Origin of the sequence: Frateuria sp. GZRR33 (assembly GCF_051900425.1) — a bacterium.
Taxonomy (GTDB): domain Bacteria; phylum Pseudomonadota; class Gammaproteobacteria; order Xanthomonadales; family Rhodanobacteraceae; genus Frateuria_A.
In genome coordinates, this window is the sequence record NZ_JBHZGK010000001.1 from 186641 (window position 1) to 208366 (window position 21726).

The following is a 21726-nucleotide window of genomic DNA, read 5'->3' on the forward strand; positions in this document are numbered from 1 at the left end:
CTCCCCGGGCGCTGCCGTTTTCTTGTGTGCATCCCACGCGAAGGCAGCAGCGATGGACGACAACCGCATCCGCAACATCGTCGTCGTGGGCGGCGGCAGTGCCGGCTGGGCCGCGGCGGCGGCGCTGGCCACCTACCTGGGCAAGGGCGCCCGCATCCGCCTGGTCGAGTCGGAGGAGATCGGCATCGTCGGCGTGGGCGAATCCACCGTGCCGTTCATGAAGACCTTCAACGCCCAGGTGCTGGGGATCCCCGAAGCCGACTTCGTCGCGCGGACGCAGGGCACGTTCAAGCTCGGCATCCAGTTCAACGACTGGGCGCGCATCGGCGACAGCTACGTGCACGGCTTCGGCACCATCGGTCGCTCGCTGGGGCCACTGCCGTTCCACCAGTACTGGCTGAAGTTGTTCCTCGCCGGACGTGCGCCCGACATCGGCGCCTTCTCGCTGCCGACCGTCGCGGCCCCGCTCGACCGGTTCACCACCGGCGCGGCCGATGCGCCGCCCGGGTCGCCGCTGGCGGACATCGCCTACGGCTACCAGTTCGACGCCGGACGGTATGCGCGCTACCTGCGCGAGCTGGCCGAGCGCCGCGGCGTGCAACGGATCGAAGGCCGGATCGTCGATGTCGTCCAGCGCGGCGGGGATGGCTTCATCGAGGCCGTGTTGCTCCAGGGCGGCGAGCGCATCGAGGGCGAGTTGTTCATCGACTGCTCGGGGTTCCGTGGCCTGCTGATCGAGCAGACCCTGAAAACCGGTTACGACGACTGGAGCCAATGGCTGCCCTGCGACCGCGCGATGGTCGTGGCGTGCGAAAGCGCCGGGCCGCTGACGCCCTACACGCGCGTGACCGCGCGCGCGGCGGGCTGGCAGTGGCGTATTCCGCTGCAGCACCGCACGGGCAACGGCTACGTGTATTCCAGCCGGCACATCAGCGACGACGAAGCTGCCGCGAGCCTGCTCGAAACCCTCGACGGCACGGCGCTGGGCGAGCCGCGACCGCTGCGTTTCACGCCCGGCAGGCGCAGAAAGTTCTGGGAAAAGAACGTCGTCGCCGTCGGCTTGGCGGGCGGCTTCATGGAGCCGCTCGAATCGACCGCCATCTACCTCGCGCAGTCGGCCATCCAGCGCCTGCTCGGCCTGTTCCCGACGCCGGCGTTCGACCCGATGCTGGCCGATCGCTTCAACCGCGAGTCCGCCTTCGAGCACGAACGCGTGCGGGATTTCCTGGTGCTGCACTACCACGCGACCGAACGCAACGACACGCCGTTCTGGGACCACTGCCGCACGATGGCCATCCCGGACCCGCTGCGCGAGGCGATCGAGCTGTTCCGGATCGACGGCCGCTATTTCCGCAACGGCGAGGACTTCTTCGCGCTGCCGAGCTGGGTGCAGGTGATGCTCGGCCAGCGCATCGTGCCGCAGGGCTACCATCCCATCGTCGACGAGGTACCCGAGGCGGACCTGGTCGCTTTCGTCGAGCGCGCGCGACGGACGATTGCCGCGTGCGTCGAGCGCATGCCGTCGCACCAGGCGTATGTCGACGGGCATTGCAAGGCCGCCCCGGAGTAACCGCCCGGGCGGTCATGAATCGATATCGAAGGACCGGTTGCTCTCCTGCCTGCACGGATTTCCGCGCTTCCCTGTAGGAGCGCACCTTGTGCGCGACCGGTAACTCCACCATCCGGCACGACCCGCCATGGCGGTCGCGCACACGGTGCGCTCCTGCAGGTTCAGGCCGCTCCCTTGATGCGCCCCTGATGCATGGGTTTCGGGATTCCGCTACGACCGTGCAGCGGTCTCGTCCGCCAGCACGCAGCGGTTCTTGCCGCCGTCCTTGGCCCGGTACAACGCCCGGTCAGCGGCCTGGATCAGCGCCTCGTCGCTGGCCACCTGCGCACTCCACGGCGCGACGCCGATGCTGGCGCTGACATGGGCCACGACGGCGCCCTGCGGCGACACCATCGGATAGGGCTCGGCCAGGCTGGCGCCCAGTTCCTCGCAGCGACGCAGCAGCACCGGCAGCGCCTGCATCTGGCCCACGATCAGCGCGAACTCGTCGCCGCCCAGCCGCGCGACCGTGTCGCCGACGCGCAGGTTGAGCTTCAGCCGCGCGGCGATCGCCTGCAGCAGCGCATCGCCGGCGGGATGGCCGTGGCGGTCGTTGATGCCCTTGAAGCCGTCGATGTCCAGCAGCACCAACGCGAAGCCCGGGCCACCCTCGAGCGCATGGCGCAGCGCGGCGCCCAGCCGGTCGTGGAACAGCACGCGGTTGGGCAGGCCGGTCAGCATGTCGTGGGTCGCCTGGTGGCGCACCTGCGCCTCGACGCGCTCGCGCTCGGCGATCTCCTGCTGCAGCTGGTGGTTGCGCTCGGACAGCTCCTCCAGGGTCAGTTCCAGCTTCGCGCGCGCGGCGTAGAGCTCCAGGAACACGCGCACCTTCGATTGCAGGATCACGTCGTTGATCGGCTTGGCGATGTAGTCCACCGCGCCGGAGCGGTAGCCCTTGAGCCGGTTCAGGTCGTCCGCGTAGGCGGCGGTGACGAAGATGATCGGTGTCTCGTGGAGCTGATCGGCCTCGGTCAGCAGTGAAGCCACCTCGAAGCCGTCCATGTCCGGCATGTTGACGTCCAGCAGGATCAGCGCGAATTCGTGGTCCAGGCACAGCGCGAGCGCCTCGTTGCCGCTGCCGGCCTCGTACAGGTCGGCGCCGGCGTGGGCCAGCAGGCGGCGCATCGCCACCAGGTTGGCGGGGGTGTCGTCGACCACCAGGATCTTCGGTCGCGTCGTGTCGGTCATGCGCGGTGGGCCAGTTCGTTGAGCAGCGGCGCGATGCGCGCCAGGGGCAGGCAGTGGTCGGCGCCGGCCTGGTCGAGCGCGGCTTGTGGCATCGCCGGCGCGAGCGCCTCGGCCGGGTCCTGCACGATGGCCAGGCCGCCGGCCTGGCGGATGCGGGCCAGGCCCTGCGCGCCATCGGCGCTGGCGCCGGTCAGCATCACGCCGGCCAGGCCCGCGCCGTAGGCATCCGCGGCGCTCTCGAACAGTACGTCGATCGACGGGCGCGAATAGTGCACCGGTTCATCTACCGAGTAGGCGAAAAAACGGTCGCGCTCGATCAGCAGATGATAACCGGCCGGGGCCAGATGGATGATGCCGGCCTCCACCGGCCAGCGCTCGCGCGCCTCGCGCACCGGCAGCCGCGCGTGCCGCGCCAGCAGCGGCCCGAGCAGGCCGGTGCCCGGTTCGGCGCTGTGGCTGCACACGATCACCGGCAGCGGAAGCGGCGGCACGAGCGCGTGCAGCAGGGGCTTGAGCGCGCCCAGCCCGCCGGCCGAACAGCCGATCACGATCGCCTCAAGCCTTGCCATCGGGTATGCGGAAAACGTTGCGGCGGTAGATCCGGAGATCGGCATCGAGCGCGGTGAAGTCCCCCGCGCTGGCCGCGAACTCCAGGCTCTCGCGCAGCCCCAGGCACAGGAAGCCGCCGCGCACCAGGCTGTCGCGGAACAGGGCGAGCACACGGTCCTGCAGCGGGTTGGCGAAGTAGATCAGCACGTTGCGACAGAGCACCAGTTGCGCCTCGCAGAACACCTTGTCGGTGACCAGGTTGTGGTTGGCGAAGCTGACGTTGCGGCGCAGGCGCTGGTCCAGCTTGATGAACTCGTAGCGCGCGCTGTAGTAGTCGGCCAGCGAGTGGCGCCCGCCGGCCTCCAGGTAGTTGCGCGACCACGCTTGCGCAGCGCGGGCGGGGTAGATGCCCTCCTGCGCGCGCCTGAGCGCGGCCGGGTTGAAGTCGGTGGCATAGATCTGGCAACGGTCGTAGAGGCCTTCCTCTTCGAGCAGGATGGCGAGCGAGTACACCTCCTGCCCGCTGGCGCAGCCGGCCTGCCAGATGTTGATGCGCGGCCAGGAAGCAAGCAGCGGCAGCACCTGTTCGCGCAGCGCGCGGAACACCGGCGGGTCGCGGAACATGTCCGAGACCGGCACGGACAGCCCTTCGATCACGTCGAACACGAATTCCGGCTCGTGCAGCAGGCGGCCGGTCAGCGCGCTGATGGTGCCGGTGGCGTGCGTCTGCACCAGCTGGCGCACGCGCCGGCGCAGCGAGGCGGACGCGTAATGGCCGAAGTCGTAGCCGTGGCGCTGGCGCAGGGCGCGCACGAACAGCTCCAGCTCGATGTCTTCCAGCGCGGGGTCGATCAGGTCCATCGCGCGGCGCTCAGTGCGGCAGCCATACGCGCAGCAGCGAGGCGAGCTTGTCGATGTCCACCGGCTTGGAGAGGTAGTCGCTGGCGCCGGCCTCCAGGCATTTCTCGCGGTCGCCACGCATCGCCTTGGCGGTCAGCGCGATGATCGGCAGCTGCGCGAATGCCGGCTGCGCGCGGATCGCGCGCATCGTCTCGTAGCCGTCCATGCCCGGCATCATGATGTCCATCAACACCAGCTCGGTGGACGGGTTGTCCTCCAGCGCCTTGAGCGCCTTGTGGCCGTCCTGCGCCATGGTGACCGCCAGGCCCCAGCCGCGCATCACCTTCGACAGCGCGAACAGGTTGCGCATGTCATCGTCCACCAGCAGCACGCGGCGGCCCTTCAGCTCCTCGCCCGGCGGCGGCTGCTCGGCGGCACGGTGCGGCGCGTGCTGGATCGAGTGAAGGAAGAGGCTGACCTCGTCCAGCAGGCGCTCGGGCGAGCGGGCGCCCTTGACCACGATGGCGTCGGTGTACTGGCGCAGCCTGAGGTTCTCCTCGCGGCTCAGGTCGCGGCCGGAATAGATCACCACCGGGGGCACGCCGGCGGGTGTGGCGGCCAGGTGTTCGAGCAGTTCCATGCCAGACATGCCGGGCAGACCCAGGTCCAGCACGATGCAGTCGTACCTGGCCTCGCCGGTCATGCGCAGCGCGGCCTCCGCCGAATCGGCCTCGTCGATCTCCACGCCGTCGCGGCGCAGCATCGTGCGCACGGCCGTGCGCGAGGCGGCATCGTCGTCCACCACCAGCAGGCGACGCGTGTTGCCCTCGGCGAAGTGCAGCAGGCGCTCGAACGCCGCGTTGATCGCCTCGCGGCTGACCGGCTTGGTGAGGAAGCCCACGGCCCCCAGCTCGCGCCCGCGGCCGGCCTCGTCGGTCGCGGAGATGAAATGCACGGGGATGTGGCGCGTGGCCTCGTCAGCCTTGAGGCGCTCCATCACGGTCCAGCCGTCCATGCCGGGCAGCATCACGTCCAGCAGCACGCCGGTGGGGCGGTACTCGCGGGCGAGCGCCAGGCCGCTCTCGCCATCGGCGGCGGCCAGCACGCGGTGGCCATTGCGCCGGATCATGTCGGCCAGGATGCGGGCGAAGGCCGGGTCGTCCTCGACCAGCAGGATCACCGTGTCGCGGGGCGCCAGCTGGGCGCGGTCGTCCTCGATCGCTTCGGGCAGCAACGCGCTGGTATGCGCGCGCGGCGCCGGTGCGGGGGCGTGCGTGGGCGTCGTTGCGGCGGACGGGGTAGCGACCGCTGGCGCGTTCTCCGGCAGCAGCACGCTGAACGTGCTGCCTTCGCCCGGCATGCTGCGCAGCACGATGTCGCCGCCCAGCAGCGCGGCGATGCGCCTGCAGATGGTCAGGCCCAGCCCGGTGCCGCCGTACTGCCGGCTGGTGCCGGCGTCGACCTGCTCGAAGGCCTGGAAGATGCGGTCGAATTTCTCGGGCGGGATGCCGATGCCGCTGTCGCTGACCTCGATGGCCAGCAGCGGCTGGCCGACCAGGGCGGGCGGGATGCGCGTATCCGGGACGGGGCGGCCGATGCGCACCCGCACGCCGCCCCGGGCGGTGAACTTGAACGCGTTGCCGAGCAGGTTGTTGGCGACCTGTTCCAGCCGCGCGCTGTCGGTGTGCAGCGCCACCGGCATGCCTTCGTCTACCTGCACCTCGAACGCCAGGCCCTTTTCCTGCGCCACGTGGGCGAAGGTGCGCCTGAGCGCGCGCGCGAACACCGCCAGCGGCAGTTCGTCGATGACCAGCTCCATCTTGCCGGCCTCGATCTTGGAGAGGTCCAGGATGTCGTTGATCAGCCGCAGCAGGTTGGAGCCGGCGTCGTGGATGATCCGCGCCGACTCGACCTGTTCCTCGTCCAGGTTGCCTTCGTCGTTGTCGGCCAGGCTGCGCGAGAGGATCAGCAGGCTGTTGAGCGGCGTGCGCAGCTCATGCGACATGTTGGCCAGGAAGTCGGACTTGTACTGGCTGGCGCGCTCCAGTTCCAGCGCCTTCTGCGCGGTCTCGCGCTGCATCGCCTCGAGCACCTGCTTCTGCTGCTTGAGGATGTCGCCCTTTTCGCGCAGCTCCTCGTTGGACGCCTGCAGCTCCTCGGTCTGCACGCGCAGTTCCTCCTCCGAGACCGTCAGCCGCTGGGACTGCTCCTCCAGCTCGCGCGTCTTGGCCTGCAAGGCGGCGTTGGCGTCGCGCAGGCCCTGCTGCTGCAGGCGCAGCGCCTCCTCGGAGCGGCGCAGGTGCTCGGCCTGCTCGCGGGTCTGTTCGAGCAGGTCCTGCGTGGCGATGGCGCGGGTGAGGTTCTCCTGGGTAAGCGCGACGATCGGCAGCAGTTCGTCCAGGAATTCGCGGCACAGGGACGTGACCGGCTTGAAGCTGGCCAGCTCCAGTACGCCGACCAGGCGCTCGCGGAACAGCACGGGCAGGATCAGCACGTGGCCAGGCAGGGCTTCGCCCGCGGCCGAGTGGATGCGCAGGTAGCGCTCGGGCACGTTGTCCAGGGCGATCGGCTTGCGCTCGATCACGCACTGGCCGACAAGCCCTTCGCCCGGCACGTAGGCTTCGGCCGGGTTCCAGGACTGGCGCAGGCCGTAGCTGCCGAGCAGGTCCAGCCGTTCGCTGGCCGCGTCGTAGCCGTAATACAGCGCGACCCCGGCCTGGGCCAGCGGCGCCAGCTCGCTCGCGAGCGTCGCGCCGAAGTCGCGGTGCGTGCCAACCTCCTGCAGGCGCTGGACCAGCCGCGAGACCTCGGTCTTGACCCAGTTCTGCGCGCTGGCGCCGATGGCCATCCGCTTGAACACCTCGAGCGCGCGCGCGATCTGTCCGATCTCGTCGCGCCGGCCCTGGCGGGTGATGGTGACCGAATGATCGTTTGCCGCCAGGCGCGACATCAGGGTCGTCATCTGGTGGAGCGGGCGGGTGATGATGCGCCGCGTGAGCTGCAGCACGTAGGCGCCGTAGAGCAGCGACAACACCGCCGCGAGCGCGTTGAATATCCGCATGAGCTCGAGCGTGTGCTCCAGCCGCGCGTTGCGCTCGGTCAGCAGCGACTCTTCGGTGCCGGCCATCTGCGCGAGGACGCCCGTCACGTCCGGAACGGTCACGCTGCGGTGGGCGAAGAAGTCCTGCTGGATGCGCTCCCGCGCGCCGGCGTCGTGGGCGCCCCGGCTTACCGGCGTCACCACGTAGGCGACGATCTCGCGTTGCCAGCGCGTGGCGAACGCCTCGGCCCGGTCGAGCCGGGCCTGCTGCAGCGGGTTGTCGGCGGTGAGCACGCGCAGTTGCTTCAGGCCGGTCGCCAGCTCGCGGCCGCCCTGCTCGAACGCGGCCAGCTCCGCGTTGCTCTGCGTGAGCATGTAGCCCCGCGCCCCGACCTGGGCGGTCAGCATGGCGTCCTTGACCGTGTCGATGGCGATCAGCACCCGGTAGGTGTGCTCGGTCCAGCGGCGGTGTACCGTCTGCTGCTGCAGCGAGTAGAGCGTGGCCAGGTTGGCGAGCAGGAACACCACCAGCAGTGGCCCTATCACCAGCAGCATCTTGCGCTGCACCGGCAGGTGCGCCAGCCAGGAGTAACGGGAGGGATCGCGTTGGGAGTCGTCGGGTGTCGCTGCCGGCATGCGTGTGTCGCCGTGGTTGCGGTGGCCGTGGGTATCGCCGCCACGGCTGGCACTGTCCGCCGGCGACGAGGCCAGATTAGCTGCCCGGGATGGGCATGGGTAGGGAAGCGGACCGCGCTTGCGCCGGCCGGCGGCGCCAGCACGGCGGCACGATCAGTCCGCGTCGCAGGGCCACCGTCAGCAGCATGGCCGACACCAGCGAGCAAAGCACCAGGGCCACCACCGACGCCTCGGCGCCGAACACGCCGCCGCTCAGCCAATCCGGGCCGCTGCGGGTGGAAACCAGCCAGCCGTCCGCCTTGGTGCCGGAGACCGGTATGCCGTAGACCGTGCCCTGCATGAAGTTCCAGGCCGCGTGCAGGCCCATGCAGATCCACAGCGAGCGGGTGACCAGATAGAGCAAGCCGAACAGGATGCCGGCCTCGATGGCGATCGCCAGGCCGGCCCACAGTGTGGCGCCCGGATTGTTGAGATGGGCGGCACCGAAGAACAGTGCCGAGACCAGCAGCGCGACCCAGCTGCCGAGCCCTTCCTCGATGATCCGGTAGAGCACCCCACGGCAGATGATTTCCTCGCCGATGCCGGCGCCCAGGCCGACCGTCAGCGCGGCGAGCATCCAGTGTGCGTCGGGGTTGGTGCCGACGATGTCGTAGCTGCCGAGCAGCCACAGGGCACCGACGACGGCGCTGAACAACAGAGCCCCGGCGGCCAGGCCGAGCGCACCGTCGGGCGCCAGGCGCCGCAGCGCCAGTTCGCGTACCGGCCGGCGCTCGATCAGCTTGACCAGCACCAGGTAGGCCAGCAACGGGGCCACGGCGCGGAAGCCGAATTCGCGCAAGCCCTTGGCGATCGGGCTGTCCGTCGGCCCGTGCGGCAGCAACCCGAACAGCATGCTGGCGGCGATCATCAGTGCGACGAAGAACACCAGCCGGGCGACCGGCGAAAACACCAGCCAGCGCTGCCAGCGCGGGGCTTCGGTGGGCGTGACGAAGGCGATACGGTAGCCGTGCATGCGTTTTTCCCCTGGTTGGAGGAGGCACGCTAGCAGCGGCCGCGGTCCGGGCCCAGTGGAGAATGTCACCTCGGGCCCCTGTAGGAGCGCACCTGTGCGCGACCGGGGGGGCATGGCGGAGGTGCGCTCCTGCAGGGGAAGCCGTTACACCTCGACCGAGGCCGCGTGCTCACGCGTGGCCGAGAAGCGCACCTTCGGCCAGCGCTCCTGCGCCAGCTGCAGGTTGACCCGCGAAGGCGCCAGGTACACCAGCTCGCCGGCGGCATCGATGCCCAGGTTCATCGCGTTCTTCTCGCGGAACTCCTCCAGCATCTTCGGATCGTCGCAGTGCACCCAGCGGGCGGTCGCCACGCCGACCGGGTCGAACGAGGCGTCCACGCCGTATTCGTCCTTCAGGCGGTAGGCCACCACGTCGAACTGCAGCACGCCGACCGCGCCCAGCACCAGGTCGTTGCTCATCAGTGGGCGGAAGAACTGGGTGGCGCCTTCCTCGGACAACTGCGCCAGGCCCTTCTGCAGCGCCTTCATCTTGAGCGGATCGCGCAGCCGCGCGCGGCGGAACAATTCGGGCGCGAAGTTGGGAATGCCGGTGAAGGACACCGGCTCGCCCTCGGTGAAGGTGTCGCCGATGGAAATAGTGCCGTGGTTGTGCAGGCCGATCACGTCGCCCGGGTAGGCGCTTTCGACGATCTCGCGGTCGCTGGCCATGAAGGTCAGCGCGTTGGCGATGCGCACGTCCTTGCCGGTGCGCGTCTGCACCATTTTCATGCCGGCCGAATAGGTGCCCGAGCACACGCGCATGAACGCCACGCGGTCACGGTGCGCCGGGTCCATGTTGGCCTGGATCTTGAACACGAAGCCGGTCAGCTTCTCCTCCTCCGGAGTCACCTGCCGGCCCAGCGTGCTGCGCGGGCGCGGGCTGGGTGCGTGCTCGACGAAGAAGTCCAGCAGCAGCTGCACGCCGAAGTTGTTTACCGCCGAACCGAAGAACACCGGCGTGAGCTTGCCGGCAAGGTAATCCTCCAGCACGAACGGGTTGGACGCGCCCTGGACCAGCTCCAGCTCGTCGCGCAGCTCGGCCAGCATCTCGGCGCCGACCGCCGCTTCCAGGCCGGGCGCGTCCAGGCCCTTGAAGATGGTCGAATCCTGCCGGGTGAAGTTCTTGCCCGGCTCGTAGACGTGCACCTCGTCCAGCAGCAGGTGGTAGACGCCCTTCAGGCGCTTGCCCATGCCGATCGGCCAGGTCACCGGCGTGCAGGCGATGCCGAGTACCGACTCGACCTCGTCCAGCAGCTCGATCGGCGAGCGGCCTTCGCGGTCGAGCTTGTTGATGAAGGTCATGATCGGGGTGTCGCGCAGGCGGCATACCTCCATCAGCTTGATCGTGCGCTCCTCCACGCCCTTGGCGCAGTCGATCACCATCAGCGCCGAATCGACCGCGGTGAGCACGCGGTAGGTGTCCTCGGAAAAGTCGGCATGGCCCGGGGTGTCGAGCAGGTTGACGATCTTGCCCTCGTAGGGGAACTGCATCACCGAGGAGGTCACCGAGATGCCGCGCTCCTTCTCCAGCGCCATCCAGTCGGAGGTCGCGTGGCGCGCGGCCTTGCGGCCCTTGACCGAGCCGGCCATCTGGATCGCGCCGCCGAACAGCAGCAGCTTTTCGGTCAGCGTGGTCTTGCCCGCGTCAGGGTGGCTGACGATGGCGAAGGTACGGCGGCGGCGGGTTTCGGACAGGTGCGTGGACATGCTGGGAGCTTCGAATGCGCGAACCGCCGATTGTACCGCGGCACAGGCGTGATCCCTCCCCGTGTTCGCGGGGGAATGCGCGGCAGGGGGTCTGGAACCCTTCCACCGTTTACGGGGGAAGGTGCCCGCAGGGCGGATGGGGGAGGTCCGGCGAAAGGCTTACCCGGGCATCGCGTCCAGGAGCGCCCCCATCCGCCTGTCGGCACCTTCCCCCGCGTGCGCGGGGGAAGGCTCCATAGGAGGCGTGCCGCAGGATCGTTCCCCCGCGTTCGCGTAGCAAGGCTTGGGACGCGGCTTTAGGCGGTCGATCTCTTCAGGGAGGCAGCCCGAGGCGCGATGAGCAGGTCCTCGAAGAACGCCCCGTACGGCTCGGTCGGGTGCGCGATCTGGATCTCCAGCACCCACAGCCCGGCCGAAGGCGTGCCCTCCAGCGTGCCGAGGTCGCCGCCCTTGTGCACCGAGTGTGGGTAGTCGCCCAGGCGATGGCCCTTGATCGCGTGGTTGAAGCGCCAGCCCATCGCCTGCGCGCGTTCGCTGGCGAAGTCGTACAGCGCGCGGCCGCTCAGGCCGTCGTCGCGCCACGTGCGGGCCACTTCGTCGAACAGGGTGCGTGCGGCCTCCGCGCAGGCCTGGTGCTGTGGCGCGTTGCCGAGGGCGAAGGTGTCGCCCACGTCGCCCTCGTGCCCGTCGAACACCAGCCCCAGGTCGATGAAGTAGATGTCGTTGTCCGCCAACCGGACATCCGGGTTGGAGCGCTGGCGGTAGGTCTTGGTCGTGTTGGCGCCGATGCGGATGATCGGCGGGTGCCAGAGGCGCTCGACGCCATGTTGCGAGAACAACTCGGCGGCGATGGCCTTGGCCTCGGCCTCGCCGATGCCCGGCTGCATGCGTTGGCGGATGTCGAGCAGCACCGCCCAGCTGCGCTCGCGGGCGCGCTGCATCAGCGCCGCGTCGTAGCGACGACCGACCGCTTCGCGGTTCATGCGCGACCCCGCGCGGCGTCGCGGAAGGTCACGACCAGCACGTCACGGTGTGCCGGTTGCGCGGGATCGACCGGAGTAACCGCAGTGACCCCGTGGAACACGCGCGCGTCGTCCACCAGCGCCGCGTCGAACGGACGGGTGAGGGTGAAGCTGCCGAGCAGGCGACCGTCGGCGGTGTGGATGGTGGTGGTGCCGCTTTCGATGTTGGTGCGGTCGATGAGCAGCACGAGCACGTAGTCCACGCCGTCGCGGTGCACGCCTTCGGGCGTGGGCTCGCCCGCCTCGTCGGCGCGCGCCTCGATGCGGAACTGGTGCACCTCCACGTGCCAGCGAGCCACGCCCGGGGCGAGCGCCCCGAAGCAGCCATGGCAGAACTCGATGATGCGGCGGAGGCTTGGCCCGTCGGCGGTGACAGGCTCGAACCAGCGCTCGATGTCGCCCTGCAGGGTGTTGTAGGTCTTGCTCTGGTAGTGCGGCTGGTGCGCCTCGCGACGGACGCCAGCTGCGTCGGCCGAGAAGACCGCGTGGCGGCGTCGGCGGTGGCGGCCGGTGGAGGCCAGGTAGGCGTCCGGGGCCAGGTCGTTCCAGCTGGCGGTGAACGCGGCCCAGTCGGGCAGGGCATGCGCGTCGAGCAGCGCCTGCATCGGGCCGGCGGCAACGAAGGCGAAGCCGTCCTGGCGGAGCTGGTCGTGCAGCGCGGGGAGTGCGGCGGTCATGGCTGGGATGGCGGGGAGGGGGCATCAGGATACGCCCGATCGGAACGCCTGCTCCCCTCAGCCATCAGCATGCTGCGATCCGAGCCCTCTCCCCTCAGCCCAGCAACACGCCGCGATCTGAAGCCCTCTCCCCTCAGCCATCAGCATGCTGCGATCTGAAGCCCTGTTCCTCTGGGGAGAGGGCTGGGTGAGGGGGCTGGGGCTCGCGGGAAGGCTTGTTCGTGCGTTGAGGGTATTCTCGTTTGTCGCTCTGTAGCCGGGCTACTGCAGGAGTGGCCCCTCACCCCAGCCCTCTCCCCGCAGGGGAGGTGGAGCAAATCGTGGCGACTATCGGCATAAGGACATCCAGACGTCTAAACGTCTATTGACATGCATGCGCGTCAGGCCCACACTGCGCCCCACTCATCGAGACCGGCGGAGGGATAGGCCCTTTGATGCCGGGGCAACCTGCGGGAAGCGTTCCCGCGACGGTGCCAATTCCTGCGGGGCGCTGGTCGCCACCGAGAGATGGGCGTGATTCGTCGCTGGCGTCGTATCGCCGGTGGCGGGTGGCGACCTTTCCGGTTCCCGCGGGCGATGCCCACGGAGAACCGCATGACCGCCCAGCCGCTGCCCCTGCCCCTGCCCCTGCCCCTGCCCGTATCCGCCGCAGTCACGCCGCGCGTGGACGCCCGCATGGGTGGCCTCACCGCCCAGCGCAGCACCCGCCGGCTGACGCTTTCCCCGAAGTACGGCCATGGCGCGCGCGACGTCGACGTGCGCTACCTCTGGTGCGGCGCGGCCGATGCACCGACCGTGATCGTCCAGGGCGGCATTTCCGCCAGCCGCGACGTGGCTGCCTCCGACGGCGCGGTGGGCTGGTGGCAAGCGCTGGTCGACGCGGGCGCTGCCATCGACCTGGACCATTACCGCGTGCTGGCGATCGACTGGCTGGCGCCGGCCGAACTGGGCGTCGATGCGGTTTCCAGCGAAGACCAGGCCGACGCGCTGGCCGCGCTGCTGGAGGCGCTAGGCATCCATCGCGCGCATGCCTTCATCGGTGCGTCGTATGGCGCCATGGTGGCGCTGGCCTTTGCGGCACGCCATCCGCGTGCGCTGGACCGGCTGGTGGTGCTGGCCGGCGCGCATCGCCCGCATCCGCTCGCCTCGGCCCAGCGCAGCGTGCAGCGCGGCATCGTGCGGCTCGGGCTGGCCAGCGGCCAGGCCAAGGAAGCCCTCGGCCTGGCGCGCCAGCTCGCGGTCACGACCTACCGCGGCCGGGAGGAATTCGCCCGCCGCTTCGCCGGCGCACCCGAATTCCGCGACGGCCGCTTCCGCCTGCCGGTGGAGGATTACCTGGAGCACCAGGGCCGCCGCTTCGTCGAGCGCTTCGACGCCGAGCGTTTCCTCGCCCTGTCCGAGTCGATCGACCTGCACGACGTCACGCCCGAGCGCATCCCCACCCCCGCCACCCTGGTCGGCTTCGCCTCCGACCTGCTGGTGCCGCTGGCGGACCTGTGCGAGCTGCAGCGGCGCCTGCATGGCCCCACCACGCTGGAAGTCCTGCAGTCGCCCTACGGGCACGACGGCTTCCTCAAGGAAACCCACCAGCTCGCGCCGCTGATGCGCGCCGCGCTGGCCTGACATCCCACGGAGCATCCCCATGAGCGAATCGGCCCCCTGTACCCGCGCCGTGCGCGCCGGCATCGAGACGGACACGCAGCACGGAGCGGTCGTGCCGCCCTTGCACCTGTCGACCAACTACAGCTTCGACGGACTCGGCGGCAAGCGGCCGTACGACTACTCGCGCAGCGGCAACCCCACCCGCGACCTGCTGGGCAACGCGCTGGCCGAACTGGAGCTGGGCGCGGGCGCAGTGGTCACCGCCAGCGGCATGGCGGCGGTGGCGCTGGCGCTCGAACTGGTGCCGCCCGGCGGCCTGGTGCTGGCGGCGCACGACTGCTACGGGGGCACCTGGCGACTGCTCGACGCGTGGGCGAAGAAGGGTCGCTTCGAGCTGGCCTTCGCCGACCTCACCGACCGCGCCGCGCTGGCCGAGGGCCTGGCGCGCAAGCCGGCGCTGGTGTGGGTGGAAACCCCGTCCAACCCGCTGTTGCGCATCACCGACATCCGCCACGTGGCGCAGGCCGCGCATGCGGTGGGTGCGCTGCTGGTGGTGGACAACACCTTCCTTTCGCCGGCGTTGCAGCAGCCGCTCGCGCTGGGCGCGGACGTGGTGGTGCACTCGACCACCAAATACATCAACGGCCACAGTGACGTGGTCGGCGGCGCGGTGGTCGCGCGCGACGCAGCGGTAGCCGAGACGCTCAAGTGGTGGGGCAACTGCCTGGGGCTGACCGGCGCGCCGTTCGACAGCTTCCTCACCCTGCGCGGCCTGCGCACGCTGGCCGTGCGGTTGCGCCAGCACCAGGAGAACGCACTGCGCATCGCCGAGTATCTGGCGCTGCACCCGGCGGTGAGCGCGGTGTACTACCCCGGCCTGCCGGGTCATGCGGGCCATGCGCTGGCCGCGCGCCAGCAGCAGGGCTTCGGCGCCATGCTGAGCTTCGAGCTGGCCGGTGACCAGGCGAACGTCGCCGCCTTCGTCGACGGGCTCGGGTTCTTCTCGCTGGCCGAGTCGCTGGGTGGCGTGGAAAGCCTGATCGCGCATCCGGCCTCCATGACTCACGCCGCGATGGCGCCGGAGGCGCGTCGCAACGCCGGCATCGCCGACACGCTGCTGCGCATGTCGGTCGGCATCGAGGATGGTGACGACCTGCTGCTGGACCTTTCCCGCGCGCTCGACCGGGCGGCGGCCGCCCAGCCGTCCAGACGCCGGGTGAGCGCATGAGCGCGGTGCTGGCCGACTGTTCGCAGCCGGCGGCACCCGTCGCCGTGGTGCTGCTGGGCACCGGCGTCGTCGGCGGCGCGCTGCTCAAGCTGCTCGATACGCCGGCGGCGGCGCCGCTGCGGCTGGTCGGTGCGGCCAACTCCCGGCGGCAGCAGACCGATCCGTGGCGGCTGGCGCAACGTAACCTGCGCGAGCAGCTGCGTCACGAGGGCGACCCGCGCGACGACGCTGCGCTGTTCGCCGCCCTGGACGCCAGCGACGCGGCGGCCAAGGTCATCGTCGACGCCACGGCCAGCGCCGCGCTGGCCGTGCGGCATGCCTCCTGGCTGGCGCAGGGTTACCACGTCGTCACCGCGAACAAGGCACTGGCCGGCGGCGAGCTGGCCGGCTGGCGGGCACTGCAGGCGGCGCTTGCGAGCGGCGCGCGCTACGGCGACGCGGCCACCGTGGGCGCCGGGCTGCCGGTGCTCTCCACGCTGCGCCGCCTGCGCCGTTGTGGCGACAGCCTGCTCACGCTGGAGGGTGTGTTCTCTGGCTCGCTCTCCTACCTGTTCAACCAGTACGACGGCAGCCTGCCGTTCTCCGCGCTGCTCGACCAGGCGCGTGCGCTCGGCTACACCGAACCGGATCCACGCTTGGACCTTTCCGGCGAGGATGTCGTGCGGAAGCTCTTGATCCTCGCCCGCCATGCCGGCTTCTCGCTGGGGAGCGACGAGGTGGAAGTCGAAAGCCTGGTGCCGCCCGCCCTGCGCGAGGTGGACACCGCAACGTTCCTGGATCGCCTGTCCGAGCTCGACGCGGCACTGGCCGAGGGCCGCGCGCAGGCGGCCGCACGCGGGAACGTGCTGCGCTTCCTGGCCCGCCTCGACCAGCGCGGCCGTGCGCGTGTCGGGCTGGTCGAGGTGCCACCCACGCATCCGTCCGCGCGGTTGTACGGCACCGATAACCAGTTCGCCCTCACCACCACCCGCTACAACACCCAACCCATGGTGATCCAGGGCCCGGGCGCGGGGCCGGAGGTCACCGCGCAAGCCTTGCTCGGCGATGCCCTCGCAGTGGCGTGCGGAAGCTAGATGGATGAGATCCTTGCCGGCAGCGCCATCGGCGGCGTGTAGCCGGCCGCCCGAGGGACATGCCGCCAGCGGTCCGACGGCGTCTGACGGGTGCTCACGGCAGGGGAGCCGGGCTCTCGCCGAGAGGCGCTCCCGGAGGCCTGGCACCGTACCAGACGGGACGCTCGGTCAGGACGGCTTGCCCAGCTCCCGCCAGCTCTTCTCGCTCACTTCGACATCGAACTTTTTCGCCGCCGCCTTGATGCGCGTCCATGCCTCGTCGCGTTCGTCGTCAGTGACGCCCTTGACCTGATCGAAGCGCGCAATGGCGTTGCGGACGTGGCTGGCGTCCTCCAGCGGCTCCTTGCGCTGGTCGGGAAAGGCGAAATTGCCGCGGGACAGGTCGTCCCGCTTGTCGCTATCGAGCTCTGCCATGGGAAGGTTCCTCGGGTTGGGACTGGATCGGCCGGCGTACTGCGCAGTGAGCGGCGTGTCGGTGAACACGGCAGTCACCGCCCTCGCGCCGGAAGGGTTCCTTTTCCCGCCGGGCCGTGGCGGATCCATCTGGTCGACGATGTTCACCCCCCGCCGGCGCGTCTTGACCGCCTGACCCTAGGGCGCAACGCGGACGATGTTGTCGCGTAAGCGGTAAGCCGCATGTATGGACGGCGTGAGCGCTGCTTGCAAAAAAAACGCGCGGCTCATGGCCGCGCGTCGGGTCGTGATGATGGGTCCGGGTCAGTGGCCGGTGATCTTCTCGGCCTCTTCCTCGTCCGGCGGGATCTGCAACGCATCCGGATGCTGCGCCGCCTGCTCGCGCTCGGCCTCGATGGCCGGCGTGCGCCAGCCCGACGCCACGCCCCACAGGTAGAACACCAGGCCGATCACCCCGACCACGGCGAGGTCGTAGCCATAGGGAATGTAGTCCAGGCCGCCGAATTTCGCGCTGCCGATGCGCGACACGGCCGCCAGCGTGATCAGGTACGCGATCAGCCACCACGCACCCTTCAGGTGCCGGCCGAACTCGTGCCAGCCGTGCTTGGCCGTGTAGTAGAAGTACACCGGCAGCGCGACCACCATCAGCAGGATGATTTCGCCGGTCAGCGGCCACTTGGCCCAGTACAGCAGTTCCGCCGACATGATGAAGGCGATGCCGGCGATCACCGGCAGGCCGGCCAGCTTGAACGGGCGGTGCAGTTCCGGCGCGGTGCGGCGCAGCGTCATCACGCTGACCGGGCCGGTCAGGTAGGAGATGATCGTCGCCACCGAGATCACCGCGGCCAGCGAGTCCCAGCCGCGGAAGAAGAACAGGAACAGGAACGACACCACCAGGTTCAGCCACATCGCCGGGCGCGGCACGCCGGACTTCGGGTCGATGCGGCCGAAGATGCGCGGCAGCGTGCCGTTGCGCTCCATGCCGTAGATCATGCGGGCGGTGGTGGCGGTGTAGGTCATGCCGGTGCCGCTGGGGCTGACGAAGGCGTCGGCGTAGAGCAGGATCGCCAGCCAGTTGAGGTTGACCAGCACCGCCAGCTCGGCGAACGGCGAGCTGAAGTTGATGCCCTTCCAGCCGGCCTGCGCCAGCAGATCCGGCGGCACCGCGCCAAGGTAGGCGATCTGCAGCAGCACGTAGACCACGGTCGCCAGCGCAATCGCGCCGATGATCGCGAACGGAATGCTGCGGCCCGGGTTGTGCGCTTCGCCGGCGAGATTCACCGGGCTCTGGAAGCCGTTGAAGCTGAACACGATGCCGGCGGTGGCCACGGCGGTGAGGATCGCAGCGAAATCGTTCGCGTGGCTGCCGCCGGCGGCGCCGACCGCAAGATTCTCGCCGTGGAAGCCGCTGGCGATCAGCGCGATGCCGGTCGCCGCCGGGATGATCAGCTTGATCAGCGTGATCAGGCTGTTCGACTTGGCGAACAGCTTGACGCTCCAGTAGTTGAGCAGGAAGTACACGACGACCAGCACCGCGGCGATGCCCACGCCCAGTGGACTGAGCTCGCCGTGGGCACCGGGCACCGCGTGGTAGAGGTCCTGCGCCCACTGCCATTTCCAGCCGGCCATGTACTGGACCGAGGCTTCGGCTTCGACGGGGATCACCGAGACGATCGCGATCCAGTTCGCCCATGCCGCGATGAAGCCGACCAGCGAGCCGTGCGAGTAGTGGCCGTAGCGCACCATGCCGCCGGACTCGGGGAACATCGCGCCCAGCTCGGCGTAGGTCAGCGCGATCGACAGGATGATCGCCGCGCCGAGCACCCAGGCCCAGATCGCGCCGGGACCGGCCAGCTTGGCGGCGTTCCAGGCGCCGAACAGCCAGCCCGAACCGATGATCGAGCCCAGGCCTGTGAACATGAGTGCGAAAGGACCGACGTCACGCCGGATGGAAGTCTGGTTCGCCATCGAGGGCCCCTGTGTCTGTCAGGCGCTGAGCGCCAAAACGGTGATGGTCGCAAAGTGGACCGGGCATGTCACCTGCGATGGCGGCTACCTGGGCCCGCGGACGTCCGGATGTCTGGTTGGGATGAGTGCGACGCTCTCCCCGGGGAGCGGGTGCCTCGTGCTGTAGGAGGCTTTCCACCAAAGCGGATCCTTCCCCCGCACGCGGGGGAAGGTGCCCGAAGGGCGGATGGGGGAAGTCTTGCGAAAAGCCTGCTCGTGGATCCGGCCCAAGAGCGCCCCCATCCGCCTGTCGGCACCTTCCCCCGCAGTCGCGGGGGAAGGATTCGGTTGTGCGGGGCGGCGTTGCTACCGAACAGAAATGCCGCGGCGCGCTCCTGGAAGCCTTCCTGCCAACCGTCCGCTGACAACAGAATCCTTCCCCCGCTTGCGGGGGAAGGTGCCCGAAGGGCGGATGGGGGAAGTCTTGCGAAAGACTTACCCGTCGATCCGGCGCAAGAGCGCCCCCATCCGCCTGTCGGCACCTTCCCCCGCAGTCGCGGGGGAAGGATTCGGTTTGGGGGAGCGAGGTAAGCCTCTACCCCTTTCCCGCCGCGAGTCCCTACGCGAGAGGGCTACATTCTCCGTTCGTGCCGAGGCCAGGGGTACCGGGGTCATGACACCCGCTTTGGCTCGCACCCGGAGCTAAACCTTGCCCGCCGGCGCCGCCTGTCCGAACGACGGCGGCCGGTCCGCGGGCGCCGCACCGAACTTCAGGTTCGGCGTCGCGCCCATCTCGAACTCCAGCGTTCCGCCGGTCGCCAGTTCCGCATGGCTGATCCAGCTCTTGGTCCACGGCTTGCCGTTGAAGCGCACCGACTGGATGTACGGCTTGTCTGGCCCGTTCCCCTGCGTGCGCACCACCAGCTTCTTGTCACCAGCGAGCATCACCTCGGCCTGGTCGAGCAGCGGACTGCCGAACACGTAGTTCGTGCTCACCGGATCGACCGGGTACAGCCCGAGCGCCCCCATCACGTACCACGCGCTGGTCTGTCCGCAGTCTTCGTTGCCCGCCAGCCCGTCGGGTTCGGGCCGGTACATCTTTTCCAGCAGCATGCGCACGCGCGCCTGCGTCTTGTGGTGCGCGCCGGTGTAGGCATAGAGGTAGGCCACGTGGTGGCTGGGCTCGTTGCCGTGCGCGTACTGGCCGACCATGCCGGCGATATCCGGCGGCGCGTCGCCGGGCAGCGCCGAGCTGGTCTCTAACAATTCGTCGAGCTTGCGCTCGAACGCCTGCTCGCCACCGAACAGCGGCATGTAGCCGTACAGGTCGTGCTGGTTGAGGAAGGTCGCTTCCCAGGCGTTGGACTCGGTGAAGTCGCGCCACTTGGCGCCATGGCCCATCGCGCGAGGGTCGAACGGTTGCAGCCACTTGCCGTCGCTGCCGCGCGGGCGCACGAAGGTGAGCTTCTTGTCGAACACGTTACGGTAGTTGCGCGAGCGTTCGCGCAGGTGCTTCGCGTCGTCGTGCGCGCCGACGGCCTCGGCCAGGTGCGCCATCGCCCAGTCGTCGTAGCTGTACTCGAGCGTCTTGCTGACCGACTCCCACTCCTTGTCGGCCGGGATGTAGCCCAGCTTGCGGTAGTCCGGCAGGCCGCGGTAGTCATCGTCCATCGCGCGCTTGCGGAAAAGCGGCCAGGCCTTGGCGTAGTCGATGCCGGTGAAGCCCTTGGCGTGCGCCTCGGCGATCACCACGATCGAGTGGTAACCGATCATGGTGCCGGTTTCCACCCCCTGCAGCGGCCACACCGGCGGCCCGTCCGGACTTTCCGCGGTCATGCGCACCAGGCCGTTGACCAGGTCGGGCACGCGCTCGCTCTGGAACAGCGTGAGCAGCGGATGCAGCGTGCGGTAGGTGTCCCACAGCGAGTAAGTGCTGTAGTTGTGCTGGCCCTTGGGCAGCGTATGCACCTTCAGGTCCATGCCGCGGTAGCGGCCGTCCACATCGCTGAACAGCGTAGGCGCCAGCATGGTGTGGTAGAGCGCACTGTAGAAGGTGCGCTTGACCGGCTCGGACGGGCTGTCGATGCGGATGCGCGAGAGCTCGCGCTCCCAGGTGTCGGCGGCCTGCTGCTGCACGCCCTCGAAGTCCCAACCGGGAACTTCCGATTCCAGGTTGCGCCGCGCGCCGTCGATGTCGACGGCCGAGATGCCGACCTTCACCAGCAGCGGCTCGCGCGCCACGTCGCTGAAATGCAGCGCGGCCTTCAGGTGCTTGCCGTGCGCCTCGCGCGAGCCAGTGGGCAGGGCCGTGTCGTCGCTGTACAGCGCGGCGCGGGCGACCGGGCGCGAGAGCTTCATGGCGAAATACATGTAGCGCCCGTTCGCCCACTGGTGCACGCGCCGGCTGCCGACCAGCAGGTCGTCGCCAACGAGTTTCAGGGTCGCGTCGCTGACCTTGGCCGGCACGTCGGGATCGTCGTGGAAGCCGTGCGCCAGGTCGACCAGCAGGTGGCCGTCGCCCTCGCCGTGGAATGTGTAGCGATGCAGGCCGGCGCGCAGCGTCGCGGTCAGCTCGGCCAGGATGTCGTGGTCGGTCAGGTGCACGCGGTAGTAGCCGGGCTGCGCCTGCTCGCCGTCGTAGCGCGAGCGGTAGCCATGGCCGGGCTGGCCGACCGCATCGGGCGGCAGACGCGTGCTCGCGAACGCCGCTTCGTCGAAATGCGACTGGTAGTTCTTGTCCGGTAGCCCCCGCTCGCCCGGCTGCAGCAGCACCGGCCCCTGCGCCGGCATCACCAGCACGTCCAGCATGTCGCTGGCCCCGGTGCCCGAGAGGTGCGTATGCGAGAAGCCCATGATCGACCCGTCGCGCTGGTGGTAGCCCGAGCAGGCGTCCCAGCCGGCGTCGTTGGTGTCCGGGCTCAACTGCACCATGCCGTAGGGCAGGGCAGCACCCGGGAAGGTGTGGCCATGGCCGCCGGTGCCGACGAACACATCCACGAAGCGCGAGACGCCTTCGCCCGCGCCCATCGATGAACGGCCGGCGCCCAGCCGGCTCATCGCAAAACCCGGCAGCGTGCCGGCGCCGCCCAGTGCGGTCAGGGCGCCCATGCCTTGCAGGAAGCGTCTGCGGGTCACCATGTCGA

The 21726-nt window shown here is 69.5% G+C and carries 15 protein-coding genes and 1 riboswitch; of the genes, 4 read left to right on the forward strand and 11 right to left on the reverse strand.

Annotation, left to right across the window (positions count from 1 at the left end; all coding sequences use genetic code 11):
- Window positions 1-52: 52 nt before the first annotated feature.
- The gene (locus ACFWZU_RS00885; RefSeq protein WP_439699522.1) at window positions 53-1570 is read left to right on the forward strand and encodes a tryptophan halogenase family protein; all 1518 of its coding nucleotides are present in this window, start codon (window positions 53-55) and stop codon (window positions 1568-1570) included.
- Between the two features lie 210 nt (window positions 1571-1780).
- Here the strand turns inward: ACFWZU_RS00885 and ACFWZU_RS00890 are convergent, their stop codons facing one another.
- The 8 genes from ACFWZU_RS00890 to ACFWZU_RS00925 form a co-directional block, all read right to left on the reverse strand.
- A complete protein-coding gene (locus ACFWZU_RS00890; RefSeq protein ID WP_439699523.1) occupies window positions 1781-2797 on the reverse strand; it encodes a diguanylate cyclase domain-containing protein in 1017 nt (338 codons plus the stop codon).
- On the reverse strand, window positions 2794-3366 hold the full coding sequence (locus tag ACFWZU_RS00895) for a chemotaxis protein CheB (RefSeq protein WP_439699524.1): 573 nt from the start codon (window positions 3364-3366) through the stop codon (window positions 2794-2796). The genes ACFWZU_RS00890 and ACFWZU_RS00895 overlap by 4 nt, the downstream gene beginning before the upstream one ends.
- Window positions 3353-4207 carry a CheR family methyltransferase gene (locus tag ACFWZU_RS00900; RefSeq protein WP_439699525.1) on the reverse strand — a complete coding sequence of 285 codons (855 nt, stop codon included), beginning with the start codon at window positions 4205-4207 and terminating at the stop codon, window positions 3353-3355. Before ACFWZU_RS00900 ends, ACFWZU_RS00895 begins: the two co-directional genes overlap by 14 nt.
- A 10-nt stretch (window positions 4208-4217) precedes the next feature.
- Window positions 4218-7862 (reverse strand): response regulator, encoded by a 3645-nt coding sequence (locus ACFWZU_RS00905; protein WP_439699526.1) that lies wholly within the window; start codon window positions 7860-7862, stop codon window positions 4218-4220.
- Window positions 7863-7938: 76 nt separating this feature from the next.
- Window positions 7939-8874: a lysostaphin resistance A-like protein gene (locus tag ACFWZU_RS00910; RefSeq protein ID WP_439699527.1), complete on the reverse strand. Its 936-nt coding sequence runs from the start codon at window positions 8872-8874 to the stop codon at window positions 7939-7941.
- A 144-nt stretch (window positions 8875-9018) separates the two neighbouring features.
- On the reverse strand, window positions 9019-10620 hold the full coding sequence (locus ACFWZU_RS00915) for a peptide chain release factor 3 (protein WP_439699528.1): 1602 nt from the start codon (window positions 10618-10620) through the stop codon (window positions 9019-9021).
- Between the two features lie 296 nt (window positions 10621-10916).
- Window positions 10917-11603, reverse strand: coding sequence for a M24 family metallopeptidase (locus tag ACFWZU_RS00920; RefSeq protein ID WP_439699529.1), 687 nt, complete (start codon window positions 11601-11603; stop codon window positions 10917-10919).
- Window positions 11600-12319 (reverse strand): 2OG-Fe dioxygenase family protein, encoded by a 720-nt coding sequence (locus ACFWZU_RS00925; RefSeq protein ID WP_439699530.1) that lies wholly within the window; start codon window positions 12317-12319, stop codon window positions 11600-11602. Before ACFWZU_RS00925 ends, ACFWZU_RS00920 begins: the two co-directional genes overlap by 4 nt.
- Before the next feature lie 399 nt (window positions 12320-12718).
- Window positions 12719-12833: riboswitch (SAM riboswitch) on the forward strand.
- A gap of 80 nt (window positions 12834-12913) precedes the next feature.
- Between ACFWZU_RS00925 and metX the strand changes: the two genes are divergently transcribed.
- Genes metX through ACFWZU_RS00940 form a run of 3 tightly spaced genes read left to right on the forward strand, consistent with a single transcriptional unit; the run spans window position 12914 to window position 16222 of the window.
- On the forward strand, window positions 12914-13942 hold the full coding sequence (gene metX / locus ACFWZU_RS00930; RefSeq protein WP_439699531.1) for a homoserine O-succinyltransferase MetX: 1029 nt from the start codon (window positions 12914-12916) through the stop codon (window positions 13940-13942).
- Between the two features lie 19 nt (window positions 13943-13961).
- Window positions 13962-15149: a cystathionine gamma-synthase gene (metB, locus tag ACFWZU_RS00935; RefSeq protein WP_439699532.1), complete on the forward strand. Its 1188-nt coding sequence runs from the start codon at window positions 13962-13964 to the stop codon at window positions 15147-15149.
- Window positions 15146-16222 (forward strand): homoserine dehydrogenase, encoded by a 1077-nt coding sequence (locus ACFWZU_RS00940; protein WP_439699533.1) that lies wholly within the window; start codon window positions 15146-15148, stop codon window positions 16220-16222. Before metB ends, ACFWZU_RS00940 begins: the two co-directional genes overlap by 4 nt.
- Window positions 16223-16390: 168 nt before the next feature.
- On the opposite strand, the gene ACFWZU_RS00945 is transcribed toward ACFWZU_RS00940, so the two are convergent.
- The 3 genes from ACFWZU_RS00945 to ACFWZU_RS00955 form a co-directional block, all read right to left on the reverse strand.
- Entirely contained in the window at window positions 16391-16636 is a 246-nt protein-coding gene (locus ACFWZU_RS00945; protein ID WP_439699534.1) for a DUF6582 domain-containing protein, read from the reverse strand.
- A 303-nt stretch (window positions 16637-16939) separates the two neighbouring features.
- Window positions 16940-18604, reverse strand: coding sequence for an APC family permease (locus ACFWZU_RS00950; protein WP_439699535.1), 1665 nt, complete (start codon window positions 18602-18604; stop codon window positions 16940-16942).
- A 681-nt stretch (window positions 18605-19285) separates the two neighbouring features.
- Window positions 19286-21721, reverse strand: a complete 2436-nt coding sequence (locus tag ACFWZU_RS00955; RefSeq protein ID WP_439699537.1) for a GH92 family glycosyl hydrolase — start codon at window positions 21719-21721, stop codon at window positions 19286-19288.
- Window positions 21722-21726: the final 5 nt, after the last annotated feature.

What these genes read in the sequence shown, in the direction of transcription:
- ACFWZU_RS00885 (WP_439699522.1), top strand. Translation starts at nt 53, where the DNA reads ATGGACGACAACCGCATCCGCAACATCGTCGTCGTGGGCGGCGGCAGT.
- ACFWZU_RS00890 (WP_439699523.1), bottom strand. Translation starts at nt 2,797, where the DNA reads ATGACCGACACGACGCGACCGAAGATCCTGGTGGTCGACGACACCCCC.
- ACFWZU_RS00895 (WP_439699524.1), bottom strand. Translation starts at nt 3,366, where the DNA reads ATGGCAAGGCTTGAGGCGATCGTGATCGGCTGTTCGGCCGGCGGGCTG.
- ACFWZU_RS00900 (WP_439699525.1), bottom strand. Translation starts at nt 4,207, where the DNA reads ATGGACCTGATCGACCCCGCGCTGGAAGACATCGAGCTGGAGCTGTTC.
- ACFWZU_RS00905 (WP_439699526.1), bottom strand. Translation starts at nt 7,862, where the DNA reads ATGCCGGCAGCGACACCCGACGACTCCCAACGCGATCCCTCCCGTTAC.
- ACFWZU_RS00910 (WP_439699527.1), bottom strand. Translation starts at nt 8,874, where the DNA reads ATGCACGGCTACCGTATCGCCTTCGTCACGCCCACCGAAGCCCCGCGC.
- ACFWZU_RS00915 (WP_439699528.1), bottom strand. Translation starts at nt 10,620, where the DNA reads ATGTCCACGCACCTGTCCGAAACCCGCCGCCGCCGTACCTTCGCCATC.
- ACFWZU_RS00920 (WP_439699529.1), bottom strand. Translation starts at nt 11,603, where the DNA reads ATGAACCGCGAAGCGGTCGGTCGTCGCTACGACGCGGCGCTGATGCAG.
- ACFWZU_RS00925 (WP_439699530.1), bottom strand. Translation starts at nt 12,319, where the DNA reads ATGACCGCCGCACTCCCCGCGCTGCACGACCAGCTCCGCCAGGACGGC.
- metX (WP_439699531.1), top strand. Translation starts at nt 12,914, where the DNA reads ATGACCGCCCAGCCGCTGCCCCTGCCCCTGCCCCTGCCCCTGCCCGTA.
- metB (WP_439699532.1), top strand. Translation starts at nt 13,962, where the DNA reads ATGAGCGAATCGGCCCCCTGTACCCGCGCCGTGCGCGCCGGCATCGAG.
- ACFWZU_RS00940 (WP_439699533.1), top strand. Translation starts at nt 15,146, where the DNA reads ATGAGCGCGGTGCTGGCCGACTGTTCGCAGCCGGCGGCACCCGTCGCC.
- ACFWZU_RS00945 (WP_439699534.1), bottom strand. Translation starts at nt 16,636, where the DNA reads ATGGCAGAGCTCGATAGCGACAAGCGGGACGACCTGTCCCGCGGCAAT.
- ACFWZU_RS00950 (WP_439699535.1), bottom strand. Translation starts at nt 18,604, where the DNA reads ATGGCGAACCAGACTTCCATCCGGCGTGACGTCGGTCCTTTCGCACTC.
- ACFWZU_RS00955 (WP_439699537.1), bottom strand. Translation starts at nt 21,721, where the DNA reads ATGGTGACCCGCAGACGCTTCCTGCAAGGCATGGGCGCCCTGACCGCA.